At 42.0% G+C, this 25,834-nt stretch carries 25 protein-coding genes; 14 read left to right on the forward strand and 11 right to left on the reverse strand.

Annotation, left to right across the window (positions count from 1 at the left end):
* The first annotated feature begins 152 nt into the window (after positions 1-152).
* Positions 153-905, forward strand: coding sequence for an FKBP-type peptidyl-prolyl cis-trans isomerase (fkpA, locus tag HC733_RS15010; protein ID WP_190365837.1), 753 nt, complete (start codon positions 153-155; stop codon positions 903-905).
* A 75-nt stretch (positions 906-980) separates the two neighbouring features.
* Here fkpA and rsd read toward each other — a convergent pair whose 3' ends face one another.
* On the reverse strand, positions 981-1,451 hold the full coding sequence (rsd, locus tag HC733_RS15015; protein ID WP_190365838.1) for a sigma D regulator: 471 nt from the start codon (positions 1,449-1,451) through the stop codon (positions 981-983).
* A 449-nt stretch (positions 1,452-1,900) separates the two neighbouring features.
* Between rsd and hemE the strand changes: the two genes are divergently transcribed.
* Positions 1,901-2,965 carry a uroporphyrinogen decarboxylase gene (gene hemE, locus HC733_RS15020; RefSeq protein ID WP_171627971.1) on the forward strand — a complete coding sequence of 355 codons (1,065 nt, stop codon included), beginning with the start codon at positions 1,901-1,903 and terminating at the stop codon, positions 2,963-2,965.
* Between the two features lie 68 nt (positions 2,966-3,033).
* Here the strand turns inward: hemE and speE are convergent, their stop codons facing one another.
* The 5 genes from speE to HC733_RS15045 form a co-directional block, all read right to left on the reverse strand.
* The gene (speE, locus tag HC733_RS15025; RefSeq protein WP_190365839.1) at positions 3,034-3,894 is read right to left on the reverse strand and encodes a polyamine aminopropyltransferase; all 861 of its coding nucleotides are present in this window, start codon (positions 3,892-3,894) and stop codon (positions 3,034-3,036) included.
* Between the two features lie 189 nt (positions 3,895-4,083).
* A complete protein-coding gene (locus HC733_RS15030; RefSeq protein ID WP_190365840.1) occupies positions 4,084-4,512 on the reverse strand; it encodes a hypothetical protein in 429 nt (142 codons plus the stop codon).
* A gap of 128 nt (positions 4,513-4,640) precedes the next feature.
* Positions 4,641-5,375, reverse strand: coding sequence for a hypothetical protein (locus HC733_RS15035; protein WP_190365841.1), 735 nt, complete (start codon positions 5,373-5,375; stop codon positions 4,641-4,643).
* Positions 5,376-5,798: 423 nt separating this feature from the next.
* Positions 5,799-5,951 carry a hypothetical protein gene (locus tag HC733_RS15040; protein ID WP_190365842.1) on the reverse strand — a complete coding sequence of 51 codons (153 nt, stop codon included), beginning with the start codon at positions 5,949-5,951 and terminating at the stop codon, positions 5,799-5,801.
* Between the two features lie 43 nt (positions 5,952-5,994).
* The gene (locus tag HC733_RS15045) at positions 5,995-6,492 is read right to left on the reverse strand and encodes a hypothetical protein (RefSeq protein ID WP_190365843.1); all 498 of its coding nucleotides are present in this window, start codon (positions 6,490-6,492) and stop codon (positions 5,995-5,997) included.
* 186 nt (positions 6,493-6,678) lie between these two features.
* Between HC733_RS15045 and speA the strand changes: the two genes are divergently transcribed.
* The 4 genes from speA (at position 6,679) to HC733_RS15065 (ending at position 11,676) form a co-directional block, all read left to right on the forward strand.
* Positions 6,679-8,559 (forward strand): biosynthetic arginine decarboxylase, encoded by a 1,881-nt coding sequence (gene speA / locus HC733_RS15050; RefSeq protein ID WP_190365844.1) that lies wholly within the window; start codon positions 6,679-6,681, stop codon positions 8,557-8,559.
* Positions 8,560-8,682: 123 nt separating this feature from the next.
* Positions 8,683-9,558, forward strand: a complete 876-nt coding sequence (locus HC733_RS15055; protein WP_190365845.1) for an acyltransferase — start codon at positions 8,683-8,685, stop codon at positions 9,556-9,558.
* Positions 9,559-9,577: 19 nt separating this feature from the next.
* Entirely contained in the window at positions 9,578-10,498 is a 921-nt protein-coding gene (locus HC733_RS15060; protein WP_190365846.1) for an acetyltransferase, read from the forward strand.
* Complete coding sequence (locus HC733_RS15065; RefSeq protein ID WP_190365847.1) at positions 10,495-11,676, forward strand: mechanosensitive ion channel family protein; 1,182 nt, start codon at positions 10,495-10,497, stop codon at positions 11,674-11,676. The genes HC733_RS15060 and HC733_RS15065 overlap by 4 nt, the downstream gene beginning before the upstream one ends.
* Here the strand turns inward: HC733_RS15065 and chrA are convergent.
* A complete protein-coding gene (gene chrA / locus HC733_RS15070; protein ID WP_190365848.1) occupies positions 11,656-12,789 on the reverse strand; it encodes a chromate efflux transporter in 1,134 nt (377 codons plus the stop codon). The two genes, HC733_RS15065 and chrA, sit on opposite strands and share 21 nt — an antisense overlap.
* A gap of 129 nt (positions 12,790-12,918) precedes the next feature.
* Here chrA and HC733_RS15075 point away from each other — a divergent pair, with 129 nt between their 5' ends.
* Positions 12,919-13,695: a substrate-binding periplasmic protein gene (locus tag HC733_RS15075; RefSeq protein WP_238937569.1), complete on the forward strand. Its 777-nt coding sequence runs from the start codon at positions 12,919-12,921 to the stop codon at positions 13,693-13,695.
* Positions 13,696-13,769: 74 nt separating this feature from the next.
* A complete protein-coding gene (locus HC733_RS15080) occupies positions 13,770-14,396 on the forward strand; it encodes an OmpA family protein (protein WP_446727643.1) in 627 nt (208 codons plus the stop codon).
* A gap of 61 nt (positions 14,397-14,457) precedes the next feature.
* On the opposite strand, the gene HC733_RS15085 is transcribed toward HC733_RS15080, so the two are convergent.
* From HC733_RS15085 to HC733_RS15095, 3 genes are all read right to left on the reverse strand, one after another.
* A complete protein-coding gene (locus HC733_RS15085; RefSeq protein WP_190365850.1) occupies positions 14,458-17,034 on the reverse strand; it encodes a serine hydrolase in 2,577 nt (858 codons plus the stop codon).
* 311 nt (positions 17,035-17,345) lie between these two features.
* Positions 17,346-17,690, reverse strand: a complete 345-nt coding sequence (locus tag HC733_RS15090) for a rhodanese-like domain-containing protein (RefSeq protein WP_190365851.1) — start codon at positions 17,688-17,690, stop codon at positions 17,346-17,348.
* Between the two features lie 2 nt (positions 17,691-17,692).
* Positions 17,693-17,881: a YgaP family membrane protein gene (locus HC733_RS15095; protein ID WP_190365852.1), complete on the reverse strand. Its 189-nt coding sequence runs from the start codon at positions 17,879-17,881 to the stop codon at positions 17,693-17,695.
* Between the two features lie 97 nt (positions 17,882-17,978).
* On the opposite strand from HC733_RS15095, the gene HC733_RS15100 reads away from it, so the two are divergent.
* The 3 genes from HC733_RS15100 to HC733_RS15110 are packed head-to-tail and all read left to right on the forward strand — an operon-like array spanning position 17,979 to position 22,631.
* Positions 17,979-18,275: an ArsR/SmtB family transcription factor gene (locus HC733_RS15100; protein WP_190365853.1), complete on the forward strand. Its 297-nt coding sequence runs from the start codon at positions 17,979-17,981 to the stop codon at positions 18,273-18,275.
* 11 nt (positions 18,276-18,286) lie between these two features.
* A complete protein-coding gene (locus HC733_RS15105) occupies positions 18,287-21,577 on the forward strand; it encodes an efflux RND transporter permease subunit (RefSeq protein WP_190365854.1) in 3,291 nt (1,096 codons plus the stop codon).
* Complete coding sequence (locus HC733_RS15110) at positions 21,561-22,631, forward strand: efflux RND transporter periplasmic adaptor subunit (protein WP_190365855.1); 1,071 nt, start codon at positions 21,561-21,563, stop codon at positions 22,629-22,631. Before HC733_RS15105 ends, HC733_RS15110 begins: the two co-directional genes overlap by 17 nt.
* A gap of 15 nt (positions 22,632-22,646) precedes the next feature.
* On the opposite strand, the gene HC733_RS15115 is transcribed toward HC733_RS15110, so the two are convergent.
* Positions 22,647-23,324, reverse strand: a complete 678-nt coding sequence (locus HC733_RS15115; RefSeq protein ID WP_190365856.1) for a nitroreductase family protein — start codon at positions 23,322-23,324, stop codon at positions 22,647-22,649.
* A gap of 756 nt (positions 23,325-24,080) precedes the next feature.
* Here HC733_RS15115 and HC733_RS15120 point away from each other — a divergent pair.
* From HC733_RS15120 to HC733_RS15130, 3 genes are read left to right on the forward strand one after another with little or no spacing between them, the layout of a single operon-like run.
* Entirely contained in the window at positions 24,081-24,809 is a 729-nt protein-coding gene (locus tag HC733_RS15120; protein WP_190365857.1) for a hypothetical protein, read from the forward strand.
* Position 24,810: 1 nt separating this feature from the next.
* The gene (locus HC733_RS15125; protein ID WP_190365858.1) at positions 24,811-25,509 is read left to right on the forward strand and encodes a hypothetical protein; all 699 of its coding nucleotides are present in this window, start codon (positions 24,811-24,813) and stop codon (positions 25,507-25,509) included.
* A 10-nt stretch (positions 25,510-25,519) separates the two neighbouring features.
* Positions 25,520-25,732 carry a hypothetical protein gene (locus tag HC733_RS15130; protein WP_190365859.1) on the forward strand — a complete coding sequence of 71 codons (213 nt, stop codon included), beginning with the start codon at positions 25,520-25,522 and terminating at the stop codon, positions 25,730-25,732.
* Positions 25,733-25,834 lie beyond the last annotated feature (102 nt).

Below are 25,834 nucleotides of genomic sequence, written 5' to 3' on the forward strand. Positions count from 1 at the left end.
CAAAGTCGCTACAAGTCACAGAAAACGTTATACATCTGCTTTAGTGCGTTACAATTTGGCATCTTTCACGATGAATGGTAATGTGACTAATATAGATTTAACCATTAATATAATATTAACAGACAGCCGAGAGGCTTGTCGGAGAGAGAGTAATGAAACAGACGATTAAATTGTCTTTGGTAGCAGCATCGGTACTTGCACTGGCTGCGTGTAACCAAAAAGCAGAAGAAAAACCAGCTGAATTAAAACTAGAAACAGAAGCACAGCAGCAAGCCTACGGCATTGGTGCGTCAGTTGGTAACTTTTTACAAAAAGACTTAGCAGACAAGAAAGGCTTTGGTATTGAGCTTGACCAAGCACTTTTAAAGCGTGGTTTTGAAGATGCACTTGCAGGTAGCGCGCAACTTGACGAAGCGAAAATTCGTGAAGTACTGACTGCACTTGATACATCTGTGCGTGAGAAACAAGCAGAAAAAGTGAAGCTTGAAGCTGAGCAAAACAAGGCTGAAGGTGAGAAGTATTTAGCTGAAAATGCTAAAAAAGACGGTGTAGTGGTTACTGACTCAGGTCTTCAATATGAAGTGATTTCTACAGGTGAAGGTAAAAAGCCATTAGATACAGATGTAGTTAAAGTACATTACAAAGGTACTTTACTTGACGGTACTGAGTTCGACAGCTCATATGCACGTAATCAACCTGCTACTTTTGGCCTTCGTCAAGTGATCAAAGGTTGGACTGAAGGTTTACAGCTAATGCCAGTTGGCTCTAAATTTAAGTTCACAATCCCTGCTGAGTTAGGTTACGGCGAGCGTAACTTAGGTAAGATCCCTGCAAACTCTACATTGATTTTCGAAGTTGAATTACTTGAAATTCAAGAAGAAGAGAAAAAAGCGGAAGCTGAATAAGCGGATGTTTAGATAGTAAAAAAGGGCCAAATGGCCCTTTTTTAATACTCAATGCGTTCCGCTACGTAGTGAGTATTAGTCGCTATGATTGGCGTATAAATTATCAATTAACTCGTCTTCTAACTCAAAACGAGACTCTAGTACTTCACCTAGATGAGATAAGTCTTTGTCAAAGTCTTGTAGTACCTGATCTTGTGCGTTTTCAGCGTATTTATCATTGAAATCTAAAGCGACATCAGTTGTATCAGCTATTCGCGGATACAGAGCCTTAGCAAGCTTGGCACTATCGGGGCCTTTCTCTTCACATGCTTCGACTAGATTGTCGTAAATTTCAAAATGCCCAGCAGAAAGGTAATCCATCAGAATTTGGCAAAAAGATTGGATCTGCATTTGATCCGGTAAGGCATGATCCTTTTTATCATAAGGAGAAAATCCCGCAATTTTATAGTACTGCAGTAATAATTCTTGTCGTTCTGCTAACCATGCATCAATAACACTATGGCTGCCTCCCCATTTTTCTTGGGCTTGTTCTAACCTCGAAAGCATAGCGATCTCCTATTGCGGACTATTTTATTCTATAAAAAGGAAATCTGTGGCAAAGGTCAACCTATTTTTATTTTTATTAATGAAAAACATTGTAACTGTATGATTATTATAACGTTCCTTTTTTGTGTATATACATAAAGAAAAACCACCTGAAGAGGTGGTTATAATGCAGTTTAGCTATTTGATAACTATTTTTATTCTTATTATAAAGGTGTATTGTTGTTATTTTTGTAACGCGGCATTTTTATAACAAGTTTTTACCTATGTTGTAAATAGTTATATGACATGTTTTTTGTTTGTTTTTAACGCTGATTTTCTAACATTTTGAGTTAACTGGGGTTTAATCTAGATCATAGGTTGGTGAATTTGCGCTTTGGTTTAGATAGAGTGCTCGCCAAGATAGTGTTACAATCTGCACAATTTTTAAAGCTTTGGAATCGAGATACGCTATGAGCGAATTGAAAAACGATCGTTATTTACGTGCGTTGATGAAACAGCCCGTTGATGTTACTCCAGTGTGGATGATGCGTCAGGCAGGTCGTTATTTACCTGAATATCGTGCAACCCGTGCACAGGCTGGCGACTTTATGAGTTTGTGTAAAAATGCAGAACTTGCATGTGAAGTGACGTTGCAGCCTCTGCGTCGTTACCCACTTGATGCTGCTATTTTATTTAGCGATATTCTTACGATTCCTGATGCGATGGGGTTAGGCCTATATTTTGAAACTGGCGAAGGACCGAAATTTGAGCGTCCGATCAGCTCATTACAGGATGTTAAAAACATTCCAAATATCGACCCAACCGATGAGTTGGGTTACGTAATGAATGCCGTCAGCACTATTCGCAGAGAGTTAAAAGGCGAAGTACCTCTCATTGGTTTTTCGGGTTCTCCGTGGACATTAGCCACTTATATGGTTGAAGGCGGAAGCAGCAAAACCTTTGGTAAGATCAAAAAAATGGCTTTCGCTGAGCCACAAACGCTGCATTTGTTGTTAGATAAATTGGCTGACTCAGTCATCGACTATTTAAATGCGCAAATCAAAGCGGGTGCCCAATCTTTAATGATATTTGACTCATGGGGTGGCGTGCTAAGCCCTCGTGATTATAAAGAATTCTCGCTGCAGTACATGCATAAGATTGTTGACGGTTTAATTCGTGAACATGATGGTCGTAAAGTGCCTGTCACGTTATTTACCAAAAGTGGTGGCCAATGGATTGAAGCTATTGCAGCCACAGGCTGTGATGCAATTGGTTTAGACTGGACAATAGATATTGCCGATGCAAAACGTCGAGTTGGCGACAAAGTTGCGCTACAAGGGAATATGGACCCTGCCATGCTGCACGGCACGCCTGAGCGTATTCGTGAAGAAGTTCAATCAATCTTAGCTGGCTTTGGTGAAGGTTCTGGACATGTATTCAATTTAGGTCACGGGATCACGCCTGATGTTGACCCTGAAAACGCCGGTGTATTTATTAATGCCGTACATGAATTCAGCGCTAAATATCACAAATAAACTTAGCTCAATGCAGAATATAAAAAAACCCAAGCGATGCTTGGGTTTTTTATAAAAGGCTGTCTAAATTATTTGGTAAACGCACGTTTCATAAAGTTAGGAGTTGCTAGTGCTCCTTTGTGAATACCTGTGTTGTAGTATTCAGTTGAAAACGCCGCGTTGTCTGCATCCGTCTCTCTGAAGCCATTAAACTTTTCACCTTTACGTGCCAGCGTTGCTGACCATAACCCGCTTGGATAAATAGGCTGAGGGAATGGTAAAGTTTGTAAGTCCACAAAACCCACCTCTAACATGGCATCGCGCATTTCTAGTAATAACGGCATGTGAGTAAGCGGTGACTCACTTTGTTGAACCATAATACCGCCTAGGCGCAGTGCGTTTAGACAACTTGTGTAAAATGCGTGATTAAATAAACCTTCACCAGGACCTACTGGGTCGGTGCCATCAACGATGATCACATCGATAGACTCAGGCGCTGCTTCGCGCATGTATTTAATGCCGTCATCAAACATAACCGTTGCTCTTGGGTCATTGTTAGACTCACAAAGCTCTGGAAAGTACTTAAGTGACATTTGTGTTACGACTTCGTCGATATCAATTTGAGTTACGCTTTCAACGCTAGGGTGTTTTAATACTTCACGCAGGGTGCCACAGTCACCACCACCAATGATCACCACATTTTTTGGTGCGGGGTGAGAAAACAGCGCAGGATGGCTCATCATCTCATGATAGAAAAAGTTTTCTCTGGTGCTGACCATAGTGCAACCATCAATGATCATCAGGTTGCCGTAATTGGTTGTTTCATACATTTCAACATTTTGAAATGGTGATTGGATCTCATCTAATTTCTTGTTGATGCGCAGTGAAAATGCACTGCCATCGCGGTCGCTCACCTCAGTAAACCAACGATTTGCTTCTAAATTCGACATATCTGTTATTACACTCACAATATTGTAAACGCTAATTTTGCCAGCGCTTTGCGCTGTTCTCAATTTATTTTAGCGTATTTGACGGAGTTATGACTGGAAGTTTTCTGGGTATATCGACTAATGTGCTGACAGCGCTTAACTTTAGTGAAAGTAAGTGAGGCTCAGTATCATTACCGAGCCAGACAAATTCTAGTTGCTTGCTTGTGCCTTCATATATAGGTCTGCATGACTCTTAACAAAGGGCATAAGATCATCTACAGATAAACCTAAATAAGTGGCGAGTTTAGCTTGATTGTCGTTGTACTGGGTGAGCAGATCTGCTTGTAACTGTGGCGTATATTGGGCGCCATTGGTAAGTGCGCGCATTGCCTCAAGTTGATTAAATGGTTTAATCTCTTGCGCATCATCAGTTGAGCGATGTGCTTGGTTGTCAATGCTCGCTAACCAAGCTTCATATTTTATTATTGCTTGTGTAAAGGTGTCTAAGTGAATATTTGCTTGCTGGGCTGCTAGAGCGACGCTTGCACTACTATAAGTTGTGGCTCGTATGTCCGCAGCCATGGCGGCGCTGCTACATAGAGATGAGGCAAACAAGGTGCTCAAAATTAGCTTTTTCAATGGATAGTGTCCTTCTATAAGTAACTTAAAAAAACAGCATCGTTATCAGTTTAATGACACAATGTTTTAGATTGTGATTTAAAAAATGCTTTAGGGGAGTGCCTAGCGCATCTAATTGCAATGTGTATTTATGGCTCTACGTGGCAAGCAATATCGCTATCGCAGTTCGCAGCTCTCTCTTTCCATATGTTATCCCTTCTGTCTTTTTTCCATATTTCAGTCTTGACGTATTGACCATCTTTGGAATAAAACTTTACAACAAACTCTTTGACCCATCCATTGACTTTAACTTTATCAGCTTCCCGTGCCAGTTCAACGTAATCTCGAGGGTCCGCACCAAAACCAGAACAGACATCTCGACATGAAAACTCGACTATGATCCTTTCGTGTGCAGCATATGATTCGATAAGTGTTTTATTTTTGCCAATTGTTTTCCCTGCGGCCATGGCTTGTGTATACACTTTTTCAAACTTATCTAAAAATTTTACATCTATTTGTAAAAAGTTTGCTAGCTTAGCATTATTGATGTTTTTTTGTTTTACCCATTCAGTTACAAGCTCAGGTGTTATTTCTGCTCCTTGTAACACTTTAACGAAAGCGGGTAGCTGATTCATGGGTAAAATATCCCCAACACCTTTAACCTCACCATATTTTTCTGGTGAAAAAGAATACATATATTGAGTATATCGTTGCACTGCGTTGATATAACTGTACTCATCTAGTCCTATTCTCTGAGCATCATTTTGGTATTGGCTTACCAATTCTAATGTAGTGAGTTCATGGCCGTTGTCGGGTGTTTGTGCAAATGCATTCCCGCACAACGTCGTAGTCAAAATACATACGGCCATAGCTAATTTTTTCATTGTTTTTCCTTTGATTAATTAATTTTATTGATTATTTATGTACCTTTTTGTGGGATGTTGTTTTTTTTGCTATTTTGTGTCAATTGTTTTTTTTGTGTTTCTGGTGTTGCGTTTGGTGCGGCATGTCACCTTTTGTTAGCATTCAAGCCGGAGGTTTTTGGATAATTTAATGAAGCTGCCATTGCGATGTTACGGTATAGAGGCGAGGCAAACAGGGCACTCAAAATTAATTTCTTCAATGGAAGTATCCTTCTATAAGTAACTTAAAAAAACAGCATCGTTATCAGTTTAATGACACAATGTTTTAGATTGTGATTTAAAAAATGCTTTAGGGGAGTGCCTAAAGCATCTACTTTCGATGTGTATTTACTAAGGCTCTTGGTAGCAGCCAATTTCACTTTCACATCTTTCGGCTCTTTGCTTTCAAATCAAGCCATCTGCACGAACTCGCCATGTTGCGACATTATGCAAAGAACCATCACGATTGCGGGTAACAACCTTTACATCGGTATAAAAGCCACCATTATGGTAACCTTTTAACATATCTTGTAGATACATGTAATCTAAGCTTGTCATACCAAAATTTCCACATTCGGAACGGCATGTATATTCCACTATCTCAATCCATGATTGATGCATCGTCTTTGTTAAACTTATTTTTAGTTATAACGTCACCATCTATGACCGATTGCGCATATTCTTTTATAAACGGGTAAAGCTCATCAACGGAAAGCTGCAGGTAGCTTGCTAACTTAGCATCATTAATGTTGATTGCGCTTGTCAGGCGTTTTTGAAACTCGGGTGAAAACTCGTCAGCTTGATGCTTAGCTTCAATGACCTCGGGAATTTGGTTAAAAGGCAGGATGTCTGCTGGGACATCAGTATCCTCGTATCCAGCAGGAGTTGCCAGCTTTGTCATAAAACGTTCGTATTTCAGCGCTGCAAAAGCGTAACGCTCTTTGCTGATCCCAACCGCATTGGCATCCGTCAGCAACGCATTTTGCAACGAATGATACTTACTAATTACAACACTGCTTACCGCATTATTGGTGCCAGCGATTGCACAGTGACTCAGTAGTCCAGTAATGGTGATAGCTGCTAGAATTCGTTTTTTCATTTATAATCCCTTAAACTTAATTTATATTTTGTTTACTTTGCGTTTTCATTATCTTTTTTTTTTTTTTTGAGTCAACAGCGTTTAGGTATGTTTTGTACCTTTGTTGTTAATACTGACAAAGTACTATCGCCATGGCGTTATTCACGTATTAAACTACACGTTTTTACATGATTAAGTGAGAAAGCCATGACTTGGGGTTTAGATACTGCGCGAGAAATTTACAATGTCGCTCATTGGAGTGAAGGGTATTTTGATATTAATGCTCAAGGTGAGCTAGTAGCCTATCCTGATGGCGACCACAACAAAGCCCCTATTTCGCTTAATCAACTAACAGAAGAATTTAAAGCCCAGGGTTTAACTTTACCCGTGCTGGTGCGTTTTACCGATATTTTAAAGCACCGTGTTGATACCATGACACAAGCATTCACGCTTGCGTGCCAGCAACGAGATTATCAGGGCCAGTACAATTGTGTTTATCCCATCAAAGTGAATCAGCAACGTTCTGTTGTCACCAAATTGTTGGCACACCCAAGTGGTCAAGTAGGATTAGAGGCTGGGTCAAAACCAGAGCTTATGGCTATTTTAGGTGTAGCAACCACGCCTATCACGATTGTTTGTAATGGCTATAAAGATAGTGAGTTTTTAAGGTTGGCATGTATTGGCCAAGCGATGGGCCACAAAGTGAATATTGTGGTTGAAAAGTTGTCTGAGCTGACAACGTTAATCAAAGAGATTGATGATTTAAAGATTGAGCCTGCCATTGGTATTCGCATTCGTTTGAATTCGGTGGGTAAAGGTAAGTGGCAAAACACCGGAGGCGAAAAGGGTAAATTTGGCCTAACTGCTGGGCAGGTGCTTGAAGCCGTAGACATGCTCAGAGCTGCGAATAAATTACATTTGATGAACTTAGTGCATTTTCATATTGGTTCTCAGATAGCAAACATTCGAGATATTCATCGTGCTCTTAAAGAGTGTGCTCGTCATTTTGCTGAACTCTCTCAGTTAGGCGTTCCACTAAAAACCGTTGATGTGGGGGGCGGTCTAGGTGTTGACTATGAAGGGTCTGGATCTCGTAGCGCATGTTCTATGAATTATACGGTTGCTGAATATGCTCGCAATGTTGTAAGTGCTTTTGCAGAGGTATGTGAGCAACATGATTTGGCTCACCCAGCGATTATTACTGAGTCAGGACGCGCGTTAACGGCCCACCATGCAGTTCTCATTACTGATGTGATCGACGTTGAAAAGGCGCCAAATCATCGCACACCTGAAGCGCCATCAGATGATGCGCATGCTATCTTACAAGAACTTTGGCTAGCATATAGTCGTATCACCGCGCGTTTAGCACTAGAAACTTATCACGATGCAATGCATCTATTCAGTGAAGCGCATGCTCAGTATGTACATGGCTTGGTTAGCATGACTCAGTGGGCTCAGATAGAGCAGTTATACTTCACCATACTCCATCGAGTCAGAGAGTTACTCAATGAAAATGCGCGCACGCATAGAGAAGTGCTTGATGATTTAAACGAAAAACTGGCAGACAAACTGTTTGTAAACTTTTCACTGTTTCAGTCGTTGCCAGATGTATGGGGTATTCAGCAGTTATTCCCTGTTATGCCAATAGAGTCTTTGGACAAACCATTGACGCAAAGAGCTATTTTGCAAGATATAACTTGTGACTCTGATGGCCAAATTCGTGATTATGTGGAAGGCTCAGGTATTGAGTCTAGTTTACCCATTCCGCCATATGTGCCCGGTCAGCAGTACCATATCGCCATGTTTATGGTGGGGGCGTATCAGGAGATCTTAGGTGATTTACACAACTTATTTGGCGATACAGACTCGGTGCATGTAGAGCTTGGTGACGAGGGCTATACATTAACAAATGCGATAAAAGGTGACAGCGTACAAGATGTTTTAAAATTTGTTGATTACGACCATACGCAACTTGCGCAAAACTTTGTCGATAGGATTAAACACAGCGTTGCAGATGAACAACTTAGAGAGCAATATTTACTGGAGTTAAACGCTGGGCTAGCAGGTTACACGTATTTTGAAGATTAGATAAATTATCAGTTGTTAGGTTTTTTGCCTATCGAAAACAAGGTATCATCTTTTGCCATATTAAGGGCTTAGTTAAGCATAATAGAGCTAAGCCAGTTGGTTTGGTTGTAAAGGAAGCATTGCATGTCGTTGTTACGTTGTATTTTGAGTTTGCTACTGTATGCTCTAAACACGCTATTCTGGTTTGTGCCAATTTTTATATTTGGTCTGATTAAGTTATTACCAATTGCGCCACTACAAAAGATATGCAGTCGGTTTGCTAAAGCGTGCGCCGGCTTGTGGGTTGCTGGTAATACTTGGAATCAGCGATTACTCTCTCCATTTACTTTAAATGTAGTTGGTCTAGATAACCTCAGACAACGTGACTGGTACTTGGTGATAGCAAATCATCAAAGCTGGGTTGATATTTTGGTTATGCAGCGTGTGTTGCATAAAAAAATTCCTTTTTTAAATTTCTTTTTGAAAAAGGAATTGTTATATGTGCCTTTTTTAGGTTTGGCGTGGTGGGCATTAGATTTTCCATTTATGACTCGTACCAGTAAAAGCCAACTTAAGAAAAACCCTAAACTCAAAGGCAAAGATGTTGAGACAACACGCAAAGCCTGTGAAAAGTTTAAAACAATGCCAGTGAGTATCGTCAACTTTGTTGAGGGTACGCGATATACTGACGATAAGCACCGACGTCAAAACAGTCCATATCAGCATTTACTAAAACCAAAAGCCGGCGGTATTGCTTTTGTGATGCAAGCCATGGGCGAGCAAATTAGTAAAGTGGTCAATATTACCATTCACTATCCAGATGGTATCCCCACATTTATTGACTTTGTTAGCGGGCGAGTTAAGCAAGTGGATGTGCATGTGGAGATTTTACCGGTCAGTGAAAACTTGATTGGTGATTATAGTAATGACAGTGATTTTAGAGTACGTTTTCAAAGCGAACTGAATCACTTATGGCAACAAAAGGATGAGCAACTGCGGCAGTTAAGTAGTTCAGAATAAATAATCCATGAGGTTGCAAATGCTTAGAAATGTTTTACCAAATTGGTTTTTCGGCTGTTGTGCTACTTTAGTTTTACTTGTAAATACCATTATTTGTGGCTTTATTGTTTTTGCTCTGGGGTTAGTTAAGCTGTGTATACCTATTAATGCCGTATCTCATCTTTTGCATATCGCCTATGGGATGTGGTGCAAAGGTAATAGGCTAGGGCTTGAGATAGGCTGTGAAAGTCTGAATATCGTCGTGCCTGAGCAGGTAAAACAACAAGGCTGGTATCTACTGGTTGCAAATCACATTAGTTGGCTCGATATAGTCGTATTGAGTGCCGTTGAGGCATTGCCTGCACCTAAGTTTTTTCTCAAAGATGAGTTGAAATATATCCCTTTTATTGGTACAGGTGCATGGGCCATGGGCATGCCGTTTATGAAGCGAGCGAGCAAGGCTCAAATAGCCAATAATCCAAAACTAAAGGGCTTGGATGTTGAGCGCACCAAACAAAGTTGCCGTAACTTTAGACGCCACCCAACGACGGTGATTAACTTTGCCGAAGGAACTCGCTTTACACCGCAAAAACAGTACAAGCAAGGTAGTGAATATCAACATCTGCTTAAGCCTAAGGCTGGGGGGACGGCGTTTGCGCTAGAAGTGCTCAATGAACAGCTGGATGGTCTGTTAAGTACCACCTTAGTGTATCAGGCCCTAGATCAACATATTTGCAGAAGTTTTATGCTAGGCCAGTTACACAGTATTCATGTAGCAATTGAATTATATGATATGCACTGTGTACCTCAGGGTAGCTATCAATTAGATAAAGAGTATCGAATTCGTTTTCAAAATTTTTTAAATGCACTGTGGCATGCCAAAGATGAACAAATAACACAACAGTTGCATGAGCACAGCAAAATGGGCCCGCAGACTAGTAAGGAAACTGCACCACTATGACATTGGTACATTTAACGGATCTATTCGACCCTTGGTTTGCCAGCGTGCCGCAGGGGAACTTGCTCAGTGCACTAACGGCAAACAGTGTCGGTTTTATTGGGCTTGTCCTTCTTTATCTATTTACTAGGCGGTTGGTGTTTCCAACCATTCAAAAAGGTCTTATGCGCGTCTCGCCAACCCGTATTGGTCATCTAGCGCCAGAACTCAATAAAGTGACAGGGCGTTTAGCGGCGATGATCTGTAGCGTCGCGTTTTTAGCCTTCAATGATAAGGTACTAGTTGCTCCTAACTGGGTGATGGGGGTACTGCAGTCGTTAGGGCAAGTGGTACTGGTGATCGTTTCGGGCTTCTTATTCAGTGGCATGGTTAATCTCGCACACGCCATTTATAACCAACTACGTTTTGCGCAAGATGTACCAATACAAGGCATAGTGCAAGTAACTAAGCTGATGACATTTATTATCAGCGGTATCTTGGTGATTAGTTTGGTATTGGATAAATCACCTACCTATATTTTGTCGGGCTTTGGTGCGATTGCGGCTATTACCTTATTAGTTTTCAAAGATACAATTTTAGGACTGGTTGCGAGTATACAAATTGCTGCGAATCGTTTGGTAAAAACGGGCGACTGGATCCAAGTTGACGCTTTTGGCGCAAATGGTGAAGTTATTGATTTGGGTTTAAATACCGTACGTGTTCGCAACTGGGACAATACCGTGACCACGATCCCAACTTATATGCTTATTTCGGATTCATTTAAGAATTGGCGTGCGATGCAAGAGTCGGCAGGGCGACGTATCAAGCGAGCCATACTGGTGGACATGCATAGTATTCGAGTGCTGGATGGGAATGAAGTTGCTCGCATACAAAATCAGTTTAGTGAGTTAAAAAACCTTGAACAATGGCCCGATAAAACCACAAATTTGGGGCTGTTTCGTCGTTATGCCGAACAATATTTGCAGCAGCATCCTGCGATAAGCAAAGAGTGTGTGTTGATGGTCAGAGAACTTGCTCCAGCGCACAATGGTCTGCCCGTTGAGTTTTACTGCTTCAGTTCAGACAAAAGGTGGGTAGTCTATGAGCACTTACAAGCCGACATTTTTGACCATATGCTGGCAGTGATGGGCGATTTTGAATTACGCCCATACCAGAATTTTTCAGGGCAGATGTGGCAGTAACACACCCAATCCACTAAATAGTAATAACATCATCCAAATCGGTGGCTGAAAATACTTTAGCAATACAAAGCCTGTGATCACCGCGGCGATATGCCAAAGAGAATGAACGGCTGATTGCCAGATTGGATTATAAAATGCCGCTGTTAACAAGCCCACTACGGCGGCATTCAATGCGGCCGTAATACTTGCGAATCGTGGTAACGAACTCAGCGATTGCCAATTGTGATGACATGCCCACATCAGCAGTAATCCGGGCAAGAAAATAGCGATAGTAGCTTGCAACGCCGACATGATGCTGTTTGCACCCTCTAGTTCTGCACCTAAGTATGTAGCAATGCTAAACATCGGCCCAGGCACCGCTTGCGCCGCAGCATAAGCGGTTAAAAAGCTCTCTTGAGTGAGCCCCAGCACCGTATTTTGTAGCAACGGTAATACCACATGCCCTCCACCAAACACTAACGCACCGGCTTGATAAAATTGTGCAAAAGTGTCGTTGGGTAAACTAAAAAAGGTTAAAACGAATAATCCAATGAACAAAGCAAGCACAGGCCATTTGGGTGTTGAGGTTATGACTTTTTGGCTATCTGGAACGGTGCTAAAACGATATACACACGCAATCAATGTGGTGCTTGCTAGCAACCATAATTGAGTATGCAAGGTTGGAAAAGTTAATAATATCAATGTGCTTGCAAAAGTAACGACTTTTAGTGGGGTGGTTTTACAAAAACTTTTTGCCATGCTTAAGATGGCATCGGCAACGATAACAACGGCAAAAAGTTTTAGCCCTGTAATAATGTTATCGAGCACGCCATGCATCTGTGAGGCTGTCATAGCGAGCATTAACATGATTAAAAAGGAGGGGAGCGTAAAGCCGATAAACGCAGCGATACCTCCGGCAATACCACCGCGCTCTAAGCCTATCGCAAAGCCAACTTGACTCGACCCAGGTCCTGGTAGGATTTGAGATAAGCTGATCATCGTGCCGTACTGTTCACTTCGGATCCAACCTAGATTATCAACGAAGTGCTTTTTAAATATACCTAAATGCGCAGCAGGGCCGCCAAAGCTGGTACAGCCAAGTAAAAAAAATTGATAAAAAATACTCAGTGCCATGGTTTGCCTTGTGATACAGTTAACTTTGTATGGTGACATGCTATTGTGACATATTTATTTCCACTTGATGTGTTTTATTGATTTCGTGAACAAGTGACAAGGTTATGTCAAAGTTAGAGGTATTTGAATTTGCAGCAATTAGTATTGTCTTTGTTGTTTCTCTGCTTTTACTTAAGTAGTAATGCGTATGCTGATCATCGCGCTATTCATGTGGCAGTTGATCACGCCCCTCCGTATAGTTCGGTGAGTAATGAAGGAGAGTCTTCAGGACTCATTTTGGATATCATTCGAGCTACGGCTGCAAACAAATATCAAGTTCGTGCTGTTCCATGTCCTGTGTCTCGCTGTTTACGCATGCTAGAACAAGGCGAAGTCGATGTTATGGGGGGGCTTATAAAAACGCCAGCTCGTCAAAATAGCATGGTTTTTGTAGACCCTCCTTATATGGCATTTTCCTCCTCCTATGTTTTTTATGCCCAAAAAGGCAGCGATTTATCTGTTTCTCGATTCGAGGATTTGTACGGTAAGCGTATAGCAGTAATGAGAGGCGCGGCTTTTTTTGAGCGCTTTGACCAAGACAAGAAACTGAACAAAGTAGATGTGACTTCCGAGCAGGTTGCATTGGATTTGGTGCTAAAAGGTCGGGTAGATTTAGCGATTGCGATAGAAGATACCGCAGAAGTTGCCATGAAAGTGCTCAAACAGCCCATCTCTCAGCTAGAAAAAATGCACTATCGCCATACCAACGTTATTTACGGTTATATGGCATTTAGCCGGAAGTTTTCTCAAACACATGCGGCGGAAGATATCAAAGAGAACATGCAAGAATTGGCTAAAAACAAGTTATTAGATAAGCTGATAGCTCCTTATGCTTTGCCGCCAATCCCTCCTGAACTGATGCAATAAACGGCATAAATTAATATGCCATTCATACAACACCCGTTAGCCTGAACAAAAAATTGTTTGGGGAAAACCATATGATGAATAAGCAAAAAGTGATTGCCATAACACTGGGTTTAGCATTGCTAAGTGGCTGCGAAATGACCAATACTGGCAAAGGTGCGTCGATTGGCGCTGCTACGGGTGCTGTGTTAGGTAAAGCGACTGGTAATCATAAAGATAAGCGTATTTTTATTGGTGCCGCAATTGGCGCGTTAGCTGGCGCTGCCATTGGCGATTATATGGATAAACAAGAAGCTGCTTTTAGAGAGGAGTTGGCTGGGTCGGGTGTTGAGGTGATCCGCGAAGGCGACAATATGCGTCTTGTGATGCCTAGCAATATTACTTTTGCATCTGGGCAGGCGAGTATCTCTCCAAACTTTTATCACACATTGGATGCCATCACTAAGGTGATGAACAAGTATGAAAAAACCTTTTTAACTATTGTGGGGCATACCGACAGCACCGGTTCAACGCAGCTTAACCAGCAATTAAGTGAACAAAGAGCTAACAGCGTTAAGAATTACCTGCTAGGCCAGCAAGTGCTTGCAGCTCGCATACACACACAAGGCATGGGTGAGTCGGCTCCTATTGCCAGCAATGCAAATGAGCAAGGCAGAGCCAAAAACAGGCGAGTAGAGATCCAAATTGTGCCAAACAAAGCATAATCAGCTTCGCGAGTAGTCAATTTCTAAAGCGGTGCACTGGCACCGCTTTTACTTTTGGTTGTTATTTTGAATTAGCCAATTGTAGCGCTAAATGCAAAATAGTATTTAACGCTAGGGCATTCGGCTCGTGGTTGTCATCGCCATTACTTAGCAAAATAACACCATTTTGAGTTTTTACGTTACCAATCATTCGAGACATAACACCTGGGTCTGAACCATCATGGTGAATAAAGTCGCCATCAAGTTCCCAAAAATAACCAATATCACGACTAGGTACAGGTGTTATTGTTTGAGGAGTCAGCATCGCTTTAACAGCCGCTTCAGAGAGTACCTGTTGTTGGTCAATTTTGCCGTTATTCATGCTCGCAATCAAAAAGCGTGACAGATCATTAACCGTTGAAATAGCAGAACCATCAGCATAAGTGATTGCGCCATAGCTTGGCATTGCCATGCGCTCGCCCGTTTGTGGGTGATGTACAAATCGTGTTGCCACATTATTGGCAGGTTTACCAATGCCCCATGTGCTGTTATTCATATTGAGTGGCGTGAATATGTAGTTTTGTGCGAGCTCAACAAATGGTGTATTACGTTTTTGCTCTAAGGCATATGCCGCAACGGCAGTGGCAATATTTGAGTAAATATACACTTCACCTGTGTTATAGCCATACTGAGAGGTGAAGTTTGCCGATTGATAATGTCTGCCGTCGAGATTTAGGTAATCAGACAAATAGCGTTGTAAATCTGGGTTAATCTGTTCATCACAGGTGTTGGTGCCCATCATGGCATCGCTAATATTTTGTTTTGTTTCGTGAATATAATAAGCACATAAATACGCTGGAGTTGCGTCGATAATACCGCTGGTGTGTGTGATCAAGTGCCGTAAAGTAACTGGGGTTTTCTGAGCTGGTATAACATCTATTGCAAATGGTAAGAGCGGTGCGATATTGTCATCAAGCGAAATGGTCTGCTCTGTTACCGCATGTGCCAAGGTCGCTCCTACGAGTGCTTTACTGACAGAGGCAATGTAAAACGGGGTGTCAGCATTAACCGGAGTATTTTGTTCATCAGCGATACCAAAGCCGTTGGCATATTTAACCTGACCATTATTTATAACGGCAACGGCGAGTCCGGGAATGACACCTTGCTCTACATGTTTTTTAACTTGTTGTTCAAATTCGCTGACACTTATTTGCGGTGAGGTTTTCTTGCCCATCATTTCAAGCGCATAGTCGTAAGTTGCAAAACGCTGTATTTCGTTTTCTAGGCTTGAATAGGCGCTGATGTGCACATCTGGTTGCAAGCCTGTGCGTTCAAAGCTCTCCCCTTTAGCATTGCTGTATACTTCGTTGGATAGGCCAATTTCCCAACCATTAGGTAGGGTAAAACTAAGAATATCAGAAAATGCACCAGAGGTTTCCTCACCAATTTGGGTCACGTGAGGAAGCTGTTTCATTGCCATCGCAAACACTTCACCTGCGCTGACCGTCACTTGGCTGGTTAGCATGTAAACAGGCTTGGTATACGCTTCGTTTTTGCCGCCAATTAAAAAGACACTGGGTGTGGTTCTACCTGCGCGGTTAATTGCCTGTTTTTTATAAGCCATTTGACGTTTATTGGTGAAGCGATTGGCAATCGTTGTGGCAATAATATCGTCTCCGCCAAGGTTGTTCCTAATGTCTAAAATGAGCCCGTCGGTGTCTTTTAGGTCACCCATAACCTTATCAATTAATGCTTGCGCCGCCGTATATTGCTGTTGTTCAGTTGCATTTGGGTCTGAATGATATTGCGCCATATTGTTGATCACCAAAATACCAACATTGTCTGGTGTTATTCCCCAAATCAGGGTTTTAATGTCAGTTTCATGGGGAAAGCTTTTTAAGCTTTCTGTAGTGACGTAGCTGGCTGTTGTATCTTGATAGTCATCCAACATATCGTTGAGCACGTCCATGGTGTTTATGTGTAATCCAAAGCGTAGGTATGATCTGGCCTTACCGTGGGCACTTCTAAGCGCTGGCGCAGGTTTCATACTTGTAAAGGATTTAGCATCATTCTTTATTGAAACGTGGGCGTCTTGCAATGGCGAAACCATTTGTGAGAGCACATCAAAGAGCTCGTCGTCAGTCATGCCATCGTGGATCTGTGGGGCATAAGTGACATACTGTGCTTGCCAATCAACGCTGTGCAGTTCAAAGAAAGCGTAATAATCATTAAAAGCATGCCAAAAATATTCAAAAACTTGCGTTGGTGTACTCGGCTGCGCTGTTTGAATGGGCGTTTTACACGACTCAGGGAGGTGGGTTACTTTGAAAAGTGTGTCGCTGTGTACGCTGCCTTTTTCTTTGACGGCTAAAAAGGCAGAGCCCATTAGGTGTAACTGGCTGACACTATTTTGCATGAAGTCTTGATAACTATTGTCACTTATCTGTGTACATGCATAACTGTTATATTCATAGTGCTTGATACGTCCATCTGCAATGGATAAAACCTCACCGTATGCGTGTTTATTCCAAATACCTTGTGCTTTGTTAAGCTGTGAATGATCTGTGATCAGTATGCTGCGTTTGTTGTTATCGTTACAGCCACTGACTAATAAACTGACAGTTATAGCACACGCCAGCGTATTAATTATTGGTTTCATCTTACTATTCCTTGAGTTGTAATTCTTAACACAGGATTTTAGGGGGATTAAAAAAACATTACTGTTGGAGAAGAGCAAGAAAGTGTAAGGAAGTAATGGTCTCGCTTACATATTTACACATACTTCAGGGGTATAGAAAGAGTAAAAGAGCAAGTAGATGCGCCTACAGCTCTTTTTCTGGGAATATTCGCTTTTAAACTATGTTAAAAATAACAACGAATGGTTAAGTCTGAGTTCATGGGTAGCCTGTGGATATAACATGGCAGTACATTATGTTTTTCAGGTTACCAATCAACATAGCGAATGGATAACTAAAATACCTGACAAACATCATCCGCTTTGCAGGTGATCACATTAACGTTTTGGTAGCCCAGTCGTGTCAGCTGCTCTGCGGCAAACACTGCTCGGCCGCCGGCAGCGCAATGTACATATATTGGACGTTGGGCGTCTTTTTCTAATTCGGGCAGTTTAAATTCCAATAATCCTCTAGGTATATTTATCGCACCTTGTGCCGCTTTTGTTTGAAACTCGGCGGGTTCTCGCACGTCTATTAGTAGTCCTTGGTTGTGATCTATTTCTGCTTTCGCTTGTTGTGCACTAAGGCATCTTTGATTGGGTCTTACAATTTTAAGTAGATCTTGAACTGGGGTTAACATGTTTACTCCTTTACACCTAGCTTTTTAAGTAACGTGATCATCGGACACCAATTGGTAAACGCTGATTGAATTAAGTTAGCAGCTATAAAGACACTAAACCATAACCAATTAGCATTTACATACTGGGTAAGTGCAAGAGATAGCAAAAACATAAGGCCTGCAATTAGTCTTAACATTGGGTTTAGTTTCATGATCAATACTCACTTTATATTAGCAATAACTAATATTAGACATTGCTAATGTATATGTCTATACTTTGCACAAATTAATTTTCGTTTGGTAGTGATAATGGACTTTGAAGTCATGGCGCACAATGCTGAGCAAGCTGAAGCGTTGTTAAAAATGATGGCAAATAAAAATCGTTTAATGATCTTGTGTAGTTTATTAGAGCAAGAAATGAGTGTCAGTGCATTGAACGAAGCAGTGCCGCTTTCACAGTCTGCCTTATCGCAACATCTAGCGAGCTTGCGAAGAGCCAAAGTGGTTGAGACGAGGCGAGAGGGGCAAACCATTTACTATCGCGTGATTGATGAGAAAGTGCAGGCTGTTTTACGGCAATTGTATCAGCTATTTTGTGCTCAATAGGATAGATGCTTATGACGCTTTTTAATAAGGTTTTGGCGAGCAGCCTTGCAGGTCGATTGCCTGTGCTTATGCTCTTTATGGCTTTAATGATGGGGATGCTTGCACTGCAGTTTACGCCACGAGAAGAAGAGCCACAAATCGTGGTGCCGATGTTAGATATTAAAGTTAATACCCCAAACTTAAGCGCACCGGAAGTCACTCGCTTAGTGACAGAACCTTTAGAAAAGCTGTTGCAACAGATCCCAGGTGTTGAGCATATTTACTCGACAACGAATGCCGGTGGTACGGTTGTCACGCTGCGTTTTCATGTGGGCGAGAATCGAGAGCAAGCTATTCTCAACACTTATACAAAATTATATGCAAATCAACATAATATGGCTCAGGTGGTGGCTAATTGGCAGATCCAACCTATCGAAGTAGATGATGTGCCGATCTTGATGCTAGGGCTGTACAGCAAAAATGCTGAACAATACTCTGATTACGAGTTGACTCGGTTTGCACAGGAAGTCTCTACACAACTACAAAAATTACCTAATACCAGTGAAGTCAAAGTGATCACAGGGCGTAAAAGGCAGCTTAATGTGCACTTAGACGCGACCGCACTGGCCGCGCATCAAACCACACCACTAGATGTACTGATGGCGATACAAGCGAGTAATCAGTTACAAATGGTCGGCAGTATGATTGGTGACGGGCAAGTAATGACGCTTGAGTCTGGGGATGTACTACGCGATGTGCAGCAAGTTTCTCAGCTGACGGTAAATGTGCTCAATGCTCAGCAAGTGTTACTTAAAGATGTTGCAGTGATAACTGATGGCCCTGCGGAGCCTCAGTCATATCAATGGCTAGCCATTAATGATCAACAACAAAGTTTGCCCTTGGTGACTATCAGTGTTGCTAAACAGCGCGGCAGTAATGCCGTTAATGTTGCACAGCAAAGCTTAGCGTTAATAGATGAATTAAAACAGCGTCTTTTACCCAGTGATATTGATGTCAAAGTACTGCGTAACTATGGTCAAACGGCTGATGCCAAAGTGAATGATTTAACTGCAAGTTTAACGTTTGCCGTGTTTACAGTGGTGATTTTTGTTGGGGTATTTTTAGGCTGGCGGCCTGCGATAGTCGTTGGTCTAGCTGTACCAATCTGTTATGGCATCACTTTAGGTTTGGATTTTGCGTTTGGCTATACCATTAATCGGGTTACGTTATTTGCACTTATTTTATCATTGGGCTTGTTGGTTGATGATCCGATCACAGGTGTAGAAAACATCAGCCGTTTTCTGTCTGCGCGTAAAGACAACGACAGTGCTGATACGGATAGCCATGTGGTATCGGCAATGTCAGAAATTAAAACAGCCCTGCTGATGTCAACACTGACCATCAGTGTGGCGTTTTTACCCTTGGCTTATATCACTGGCATGATGGGGCCGTATATGGCCCCCATGGCATTTAATGTGCCGGTGAGTGTCATTGCATCTACCTTGGTGGCTTTTATTGTCACCCCATGGCTTGCAAAAAAGCTGCTACATAATCACCCCATTGAAATGCAAGATCAGCAGCGTGGTTCGTCTTTATATAGCCGTGTATTAACACCTTTGTTATCAAATCCGGGGCGGGCTAAGGCGCTACTATGGGCGACATTAGCTTTATTCGTCATCAGTGTTAGCTTACCTGTATTTAGAGCAGTACCTTTAAAGTTATTGCCCTTTGATAACAAAAATGAACTGCAAGTGCTGATTGATTTACCAGAAGGGAGCACCCTAGAGCAAACGGCGCAGCTTACTAGGCAAGTACAACAACAAGTGTGGCAACTTAATGAAGTAACCGCGATTGCGGCCTATATTGGCAAGCCCTCAAGTATCGATTTTAATGGTATGGTCAGAGGCTACTATCGTCGTGAGGCTCCTCATTTAGCTGATTTAAGAGTACTTCTGTTAGATAAGACGCAGCGCGCCCATCAGTCGCATGCTGTGGTATTGCGTTTAAGAGAAATGCTTGCACAATTTAATCACGCAGGCATAAAAGTAAAAGTGGTAGAAGTACCACCCGGTCCGCCCGTACTTAGTACATTGGTCGCTCAGGTTTATGCACGGCCCTTTGTTTCGAGCCAAACACATTGGCAAGCCGCTGAAACCTTGATGGCGCGTTTATCGTCTGAGCCGCATGTGGTAGAGGTAGATAGTTCACTAGCTGCGTCTACTTATATAGAGCGGTTTGTGGTCAATAAAGGTAAAGCTGCGTTATCTGGCATTGCTACGCAAGACATCAACCACTCCTTAAAAATAGCCAGTGGTGGCTTGGATGCAGGACTTGCTTATCTTGCGCATGAGTCAGAGCCTGTAACAATTAACCTCAGATTACCTTACGAAGTAAGGCATCAGCAGCATAACTTTGATGCCTTGCAAGTACGTGGGCAAAGAGATCTAAACAAAGTGGGTAATGAGTATGGACTGGATAGTGCGATAAGGCCCCTTGTTGCACTGTCAGAGCTAGGCCATTGGCAAACAATGCAAACCCCTCAGCCTATTGTTCGTAAAGACTTGCAAAATGTTATCTATGTCACCGCCGAACTCAATGGTCGCACCCCAGCTGACGTTATCGCAGATATTGTGGCGGATGAAAACAGCTCTCACAGTACACACATTGATTGGCAACAACGAAACTTTATTTCAAGTGGTGGGGGAGATGCATGGCAACTACCAGCAGGCACCTATTACAGTTTTAGCGGCGAGGGCGAGTGGCGAATTACCGTCGATGTGTTCCGTGATATGGGCATTGCATTTGCCTTTGCATTATTGGCTATCTTCGCGATTTTGAGACTGCAAACAGCATCTAGTGCATTGGCATTAATTATTATGTCGGCAATCCCGTTAACCATGATAGGGATCATGCCAGGATTTTGGTTGCTGAACCAATTTGGCGAGCGTGAAATCGCGGGTGCGCCGGAACCTGTGTTGTTTACCGCAACAGCCATGATTGGAATGATAGCATTGGCTGGGATCGTAGTTCGTAACTCTCTTATTTTAGTAGAATTCATCAATCAAGCCAGAGCAGAGGGCGCAGCGTTAAAGCAAGCGCTTATCCAAGCTGGTGAGGTTCGTATGAGGCCCGTGCTATTAACCGCAGGGACGACGTTACTGGGTAATTTAGTGATTATTCTAGACCCTGTATTCAGTGGTCTCGCTTTGGCAATTATATTTGGCATCATTGCATCAACCATTTTCTCATTGTTGGTTGTGCCGTTAGTTTATTTTTTGGTATTCAGACATTCAGAGGACAGCCGCCATGTTATCAATCCATAACGCAGTTAAGAAACTAGCTTTACCCGCATCCGCGCTGCTCATGCTATTGGTTGTGGTCGCCTATTTAGCGGGATTATTTAATGATGCTGTGCCTGATGGCGTAAAAAATAAACCAGCAGAGTATCAGGGCGAGCGATATACCGTGACTGAGAAGTCAGTCGCACATCACGAAGTGGTGAACGCGAATGTCATTGCAAAAGTAAATACCTTAGTGTCGAGCCGCTTGTTAGCGCAGCTTAAAACGTTAAATGTTAGAGCGGGTCAAAGTGTTAAAGCGGGGCAATTATTGGCTACGATTGATGACGCCGATTTACAAGCCAGAGTGTCACAGGCGAAAGCACAGCAAGATGCCATTGCAGCACAGCTACAGCAGGCTAAAAAGCAGCTTGCACGCAATGAATCTTTGCAGGCGCAAGGCTTGGTTGCTGTGAATATGGTGGATGAATGGCGCACCAAGGTAAATGAGCTTATTGCGCAAGAAGCGGCTTTATCAGAACAACTTGAAGGCGCCAAGGTGGCACTTAGCGATACCAAAATTTTATCGCCAATTGATGGTACGGTTGTCGAGCGTTTACAAGAACCAGGTGTCATGTTAACGCCTGGTGTGGCGATTGTTTCGCTTTATAACCCTGCGCAATTGCAGGTGTCAGCGGCTATTCGAGAGCAACAAGCGAGCCAACTCAAGCTAGGAGATGAATTAAAAATACATGTTCCAGCTAGTGGTATGACGCAATACGCGAAAATCAGCGAGATAGTTCCGGTGGCTGATAGTAATGCACGACGTTTTATGATCAAGCTCGATATAGAGCTTGCTGAAAATGTAAAACCCGGTATGTATGCACAGTTATACTTGCCTGCGGTTTATCAAACGCAAGTGGTTATTCCAAAGCAATTTGTGAAGCGATATGGACAGTTGACCATGGTAGAAGTTGTTGAAGGTGGGCAAGTACAGCGACGTTTTATACGACTTGGAACTGAACTTGATGGTGCGCATGAAGGTGAGGTAGCCGTTCTTGCTGGACTAAGTGCGGGTGAGATGTTGGCAGTGTACTAACTGCCAACCAATGGCTTATAAAAAAGAGGCAATGTCGTCAAATGGCTTTTTCACAAGCGCGTGTTCTGGCACGGTGGCATCCTCACTCGGGTAACCCGCAATGAGTAGCATGTAAGGGCGCTCATTGTCTTTGTCACGACCACAAATGTCAGTTAAAAAACTCATCGGCTTCGGTGTATGGGTTAAAGTCGCAAGTCCTGCATGATGTAATGCTTGAATTAAAAAACCAGTCGCGATGCCAACAGACTCATGAACATAATAGTTAGTGTTTTTGTCTTCGCTGTGTATGCCCCCTTTTTTCTGGCTGAAAATAGCGATTAACCAAGGCGCATGCTCTAAATACGGCTTATCAGCGTCCGTCCCTAGAGGCTTCAAGGCATCTAACCATTCTTCGCCAGCGCGGCCTTGGTAAAATGAACGTTCTAAATCTTCGGCCGCTTCACGAATTTTCTTTTTAATATCAGCGCTGTGAATAGCCACAAAATGCCAAGGTTGATGGTTTGCACCACTTGGCGCACTCGCTGCAGCTTTGATACAAGCCTCGATGACTTCTTTTGGTACTGGGCGATTGCTAAAGCTGCGTATTGTGTGACGTCGTTGGTATTCCTTTAAATTATCTTGTGCTCGTTGCAGCATCTCTTCTTGGGGGTATTCGATAAAATCGCCTAACGGCACATTTTTATGATTTTGCATAATGTAACTCCATGATTATCTTCGTTTGTTAGAGTTGTTCTTGTCATCAATTCTACGCACTTACGTGTATGAGTGCGCTTATTTCACTGCCATGTTGACGTTTGCAAGAGTATGGGGGGCAGATGCAAGCGTCAACATATGAATTGTTATATCTAAGAACCGAGCTTGATGGATAATTAGATTTCTTCATGTTGTTTTGCACGTGGAATATTAATGTTTACATTTTCTTATCTTTATTGTTGTTTATTTTCGCATTGCTATGTTCCGTTTTGGAAAAGGCAATGAAAAAATGAGTGTATAAAATACTTGATTTAAAAGTTAATATTTCGGTTCTCTGGTAGTTTTCAAGTGTTGGTATCGAGCTGAGTAGCTTCTAAACGTAATTTTCATATTGTAAAATTATCAATAGATTAAGAGTTTCTTGAGTGATGAAAATTTGTACTTTGGATTGATATTTTATTTCTGCTTGCCTAGCTTTTAGGGGGCGGTTTTGGATGCCGATGACGTGATTAAAAATGCAGTTAAAATCTTTAATCAGTAAATCACATACTAAAAAGGATGATAGTTATGCAACTAGTCATAGAAGTTGTAAACACATTAGGTAATTTTGATGTTCAGTTGTTTGGTCCACAAGCGTTAGACCCAGTTTTTGTGATCCCAATAATTATTATAGTGACTTGATATATATAGGAATGTGATGCCTTAGATAAGGCTGAAGTAAGTTACATAAGGAAATTAAATAGATAAGGACGTCTTATGAAAAGTTTTGATGAATTTAAAAATATTACCTCAGTGCAAGACGCAATAGAGATGTTGCAAGCCCACGGGGATCAGACATTCTCACCAGATAAAAATCGCTTAGTATTAAAAGATACGCAGTCGCACAGGTTAGTGCTGTATAAAGGCCCCAGTTGTTTTGGTGCAACACTGAGTAATTCTGCCGCACACTCAGTATGCTTGTTACAAGGCGCTTTAAGAATTAAGAGAGTCGCTTTAAAAGAGCAATTCATTAATGAAGGCACTTCGCAAATTTTTGTCGCCACTGGCGGTGTGACGATCACCAGTTTGGAGCAAGGTGAAGCGTTACAAATGGGCTACATGGAAGCTTTTGACTACCACTCATCAAGTGATGCCTGTTGGATGGCGTTGTATGATAAAGAGGTTATGCACTACAAGAGCGTTAAGCTGTGCGCAGTGACGCTTGAGCCAATCATCACGTCGCTTTTGTATCAAAATCATGCGCGTTTATTTAATTTTATCGAAATTTTAGCCCGCTCTACATGTGAAAAGAGTTTTCAAGCTTTATTGGCGCTGTCTAAAAGTCAAATTGATGAGTTGGCGTGGCGTGCGATTGAGGGTATCTATTTACGAGATCCATATAAAGCGGCGCAATTAGTGAGTGAATATAAATCTTCACATTGCTGCGAAGTAGTGCGCAATCGGGCCGCATGTTTGATGCCTTCACTAACGAAAATGGAGGCGTAGCATGACGTACTCATTTAATTTTTGCAGCAAAAGCGCAATTTCGCTGGATGAATTTGTGGAACGTATAAAGTCTCACTATACAGGCCTTGATTGTTTGGATAGAAAACATGTGAATTTTTTTGCTTTGCAACTTCAGTTATTGGCGAATAACAAATACTTTTTAACTGATTTGGTCAGTGACCATGTACTAAAAGAGGCATTAAAAATTGAATCAGGTAACTCATACGGAAATGACTCTTGGGTTATCTACGTTAATAAGTCTCCTTTTTTCCAAGTTAGGGTGTGTTTTTGGCACTCAGATGGTGAAATAAAGCATCAGAATGATAAGTTAAACGTTTACCGTTGCTTGCATGACCATAACTTTGCTTTTTTAACGACGAACTATTTTGGTCCAGGATATATCTCTCGATTATATCAATATGACTACAGCGATGAACTTGAAGAGGGATGTGATGGTTGCTTGCAATCTCTTGGTTCACATCAGCTAAGTTCGGGTGAGGTCATATATTATGAGCCCTCAAAAGATGTACACCTACAAGTGCCTCCCAGAGCTTTTAGTATTTCATTGAATTTGATGTTTGAGACCAATGGCAACAAGCAATTTATTTTTGATACTGATACCGGGCGTATTTTACAAACTGTCACCAGTAGTGATGCCATTGCCAAGCAGTTTATTAGGGAGCTAGTTGATGTGGTGTAGGCGCTTTTACGTGATGCTTATCATATGCTTTATGGTAAGCGGCTGTACTGTAGTAGGTAAATTAAGCGAAGCAACTTTGGTGGCTGGTACGGCAGGCTGGAAATTGCAGCCTGTTTCAGTACGACAAGCTTATCCTGAGTTTATTCAAAAGGTTTACTTTACCGCTGAACTATTTACCTCAAAGGTTTCTGATTGGGAGTTACATTTAATTAGTCGACACTGAAAATCACTTAATGCATTGATCTTCTTGATGATCTAAACGATCTTACTATCCTCATTTTGCAACGTTTGTTTTCTCACCCCTCAAAACCTTGCAAAATGGAGA

Origin of the sequence: Pseudoalteromonas sp. S16_S37 (assembly GCF_014694405.1) — a bacterium.
Taxonomy (GTDB): Bacteria; Pseudomonadota; Gammaproteobacteria; order Enterobacterales; family Alteromonadaceae; genus Pseudoalteromonas.

Coding starts and splice junctions, on each gene's coding strand:
- fkpA (WP_190365837.1), top strand. CDS start 153: ATGAAACAGACGATTAAATTGTCTTTGGTAGCAGCATCGGTACTTGCA.
- rsd (WP_190365838.1), bottom strand. CDS start 1,451: ATGCTTTCGAGGTTAGAACAAGCCCAAGAAAAATGGGGAGGCAGCCAT.
- hemE (WP_171627971.1), top strand. CDS start 1,901: ATGAGCGAATTGAAAAACGATCGTTATTTACGTGCGTTGATGAAACAG.
- speE (WP_190365839.1), bottom strand. CDS start 3,894: ATGTCGAATTTAGAAGCAAATCGTTGGTTTACTGAGGTGAGCGACCGC.
- HC733_RS15035 (WP_190365841.1), bottom strand. CDS start 5,375: ATGAAAAAATTAGCTATGGCCGTATGTATTTTGACTACGACGTTGTGC.
- HC733_RS15040 (WP_190365842.1), bottom strand. CDS start 5,951: ATGACAAGCTTAGATTACATGTATCTACAAGATATGTTAAAAGGTTAC.
- HC733_RS15045 (WP_190365843.1), bottom strand. CDS start 6,492: ATGAAAAAACGAATTCTAGCAGCTATCACCATTACTGGACTACTGAGT.
- speA (WP_190365844.1), top strand. CDS start 6,679: ATGACTTGGGGTTTAGATACTGCGCGAGAAATTTACAATGTCGCTCAT.
- HC733_RS15055 (WP_190365845.1), top strand. CDS start 8,683: ATGTCGTTGTTACGTTGTATTTTGAGTTTGCTACTGTATGCTCTAAAC.
- HC733_RS15060 (WP_190365846.1), top strand. CDS start 9,578: ATGCTTAGAAATGTTTTACCAAATTGGTTTTTCGGCTGTTGTGCTACT.
- HC733_RS15065 (WP_190365847.1), top strand. CDS start 10,495: ATGACATTGGTACATTTAACGGATCTATTCGACCCTTGGTTTGCCAGC.
- chrA (WP_190365848.1), bottom strand. CDS start 12,789: ATGGCACTGAGTATTTTTTATCAATTTTTTTTACTTGGCTGTACCAGC.
- HC733_RS15080 (WP_446727643.1), top strand. CDS start 13,770: ATGAATAAGCAAAAAGTGATTGCCATAACACTGGGTTTAGCATTGCTA.
- HC733_RS15085 (WP_190365850.1), bottom strand. CDS start 17,034: ATGAAACCAATAATTAATACGCTGGCGTGTGCTATAACTGTCAGTTTA.
- HC733_RS15090 (WP_190365851.1), bottom strand. CDS start 17,690: ATGTTAACCCCAGTTCAAGATCTACTTAAAATTGTAAGACCCAATCAA.
- HC733_RS15095 (WP_190365852.1), bottom strand. CDS start 17,881: ATGAAACTAAACCCAATGTTAAGACTAATTGCAGGCCTTATGTTTTTG.
- HC733_RS15100 (WP_190365853.1), top strand. CDS start 17,979: ATGGACTTTGAAGTCATGGCGCACAATGCTGAGCAAGCTGAAGCGTTG.
- HC733_RS15105 (WP_190365854.1), top strand. CDS start 18,287: ATGACGCTTTTTAATAAGGTTTTGGCGAGCAGCCTTGCAGGTCGATTG.
- HC733_RS15110 (WP_190365855.1), top strand. CDS start 21,561: ATGTTATCAATCCATAACGCAGTTAAGAAACTAGCTTTACCCGCATCC.
- HC733_RS15115 (WP_190365856.1), bottom strand. CDS start 23,324: ATGCAAAATCATAAAAATGTGCCGTTAGGCGATTTTATCGAATACCCC.
- HC733_RS15120 (WP_190365857.1), top strand. CDS start 24,081: ATGAAAAGTTTTGATGAATTTAAAAATATTACCTCAGTGCAAGACGCA.
- HC733_RS15125 (WP_190365858.1), top strand. CDS start 24,811: ATGACGTACTCATTTAATTTTTGCAGCAAAAGCGCAATTTCGCTGGAT.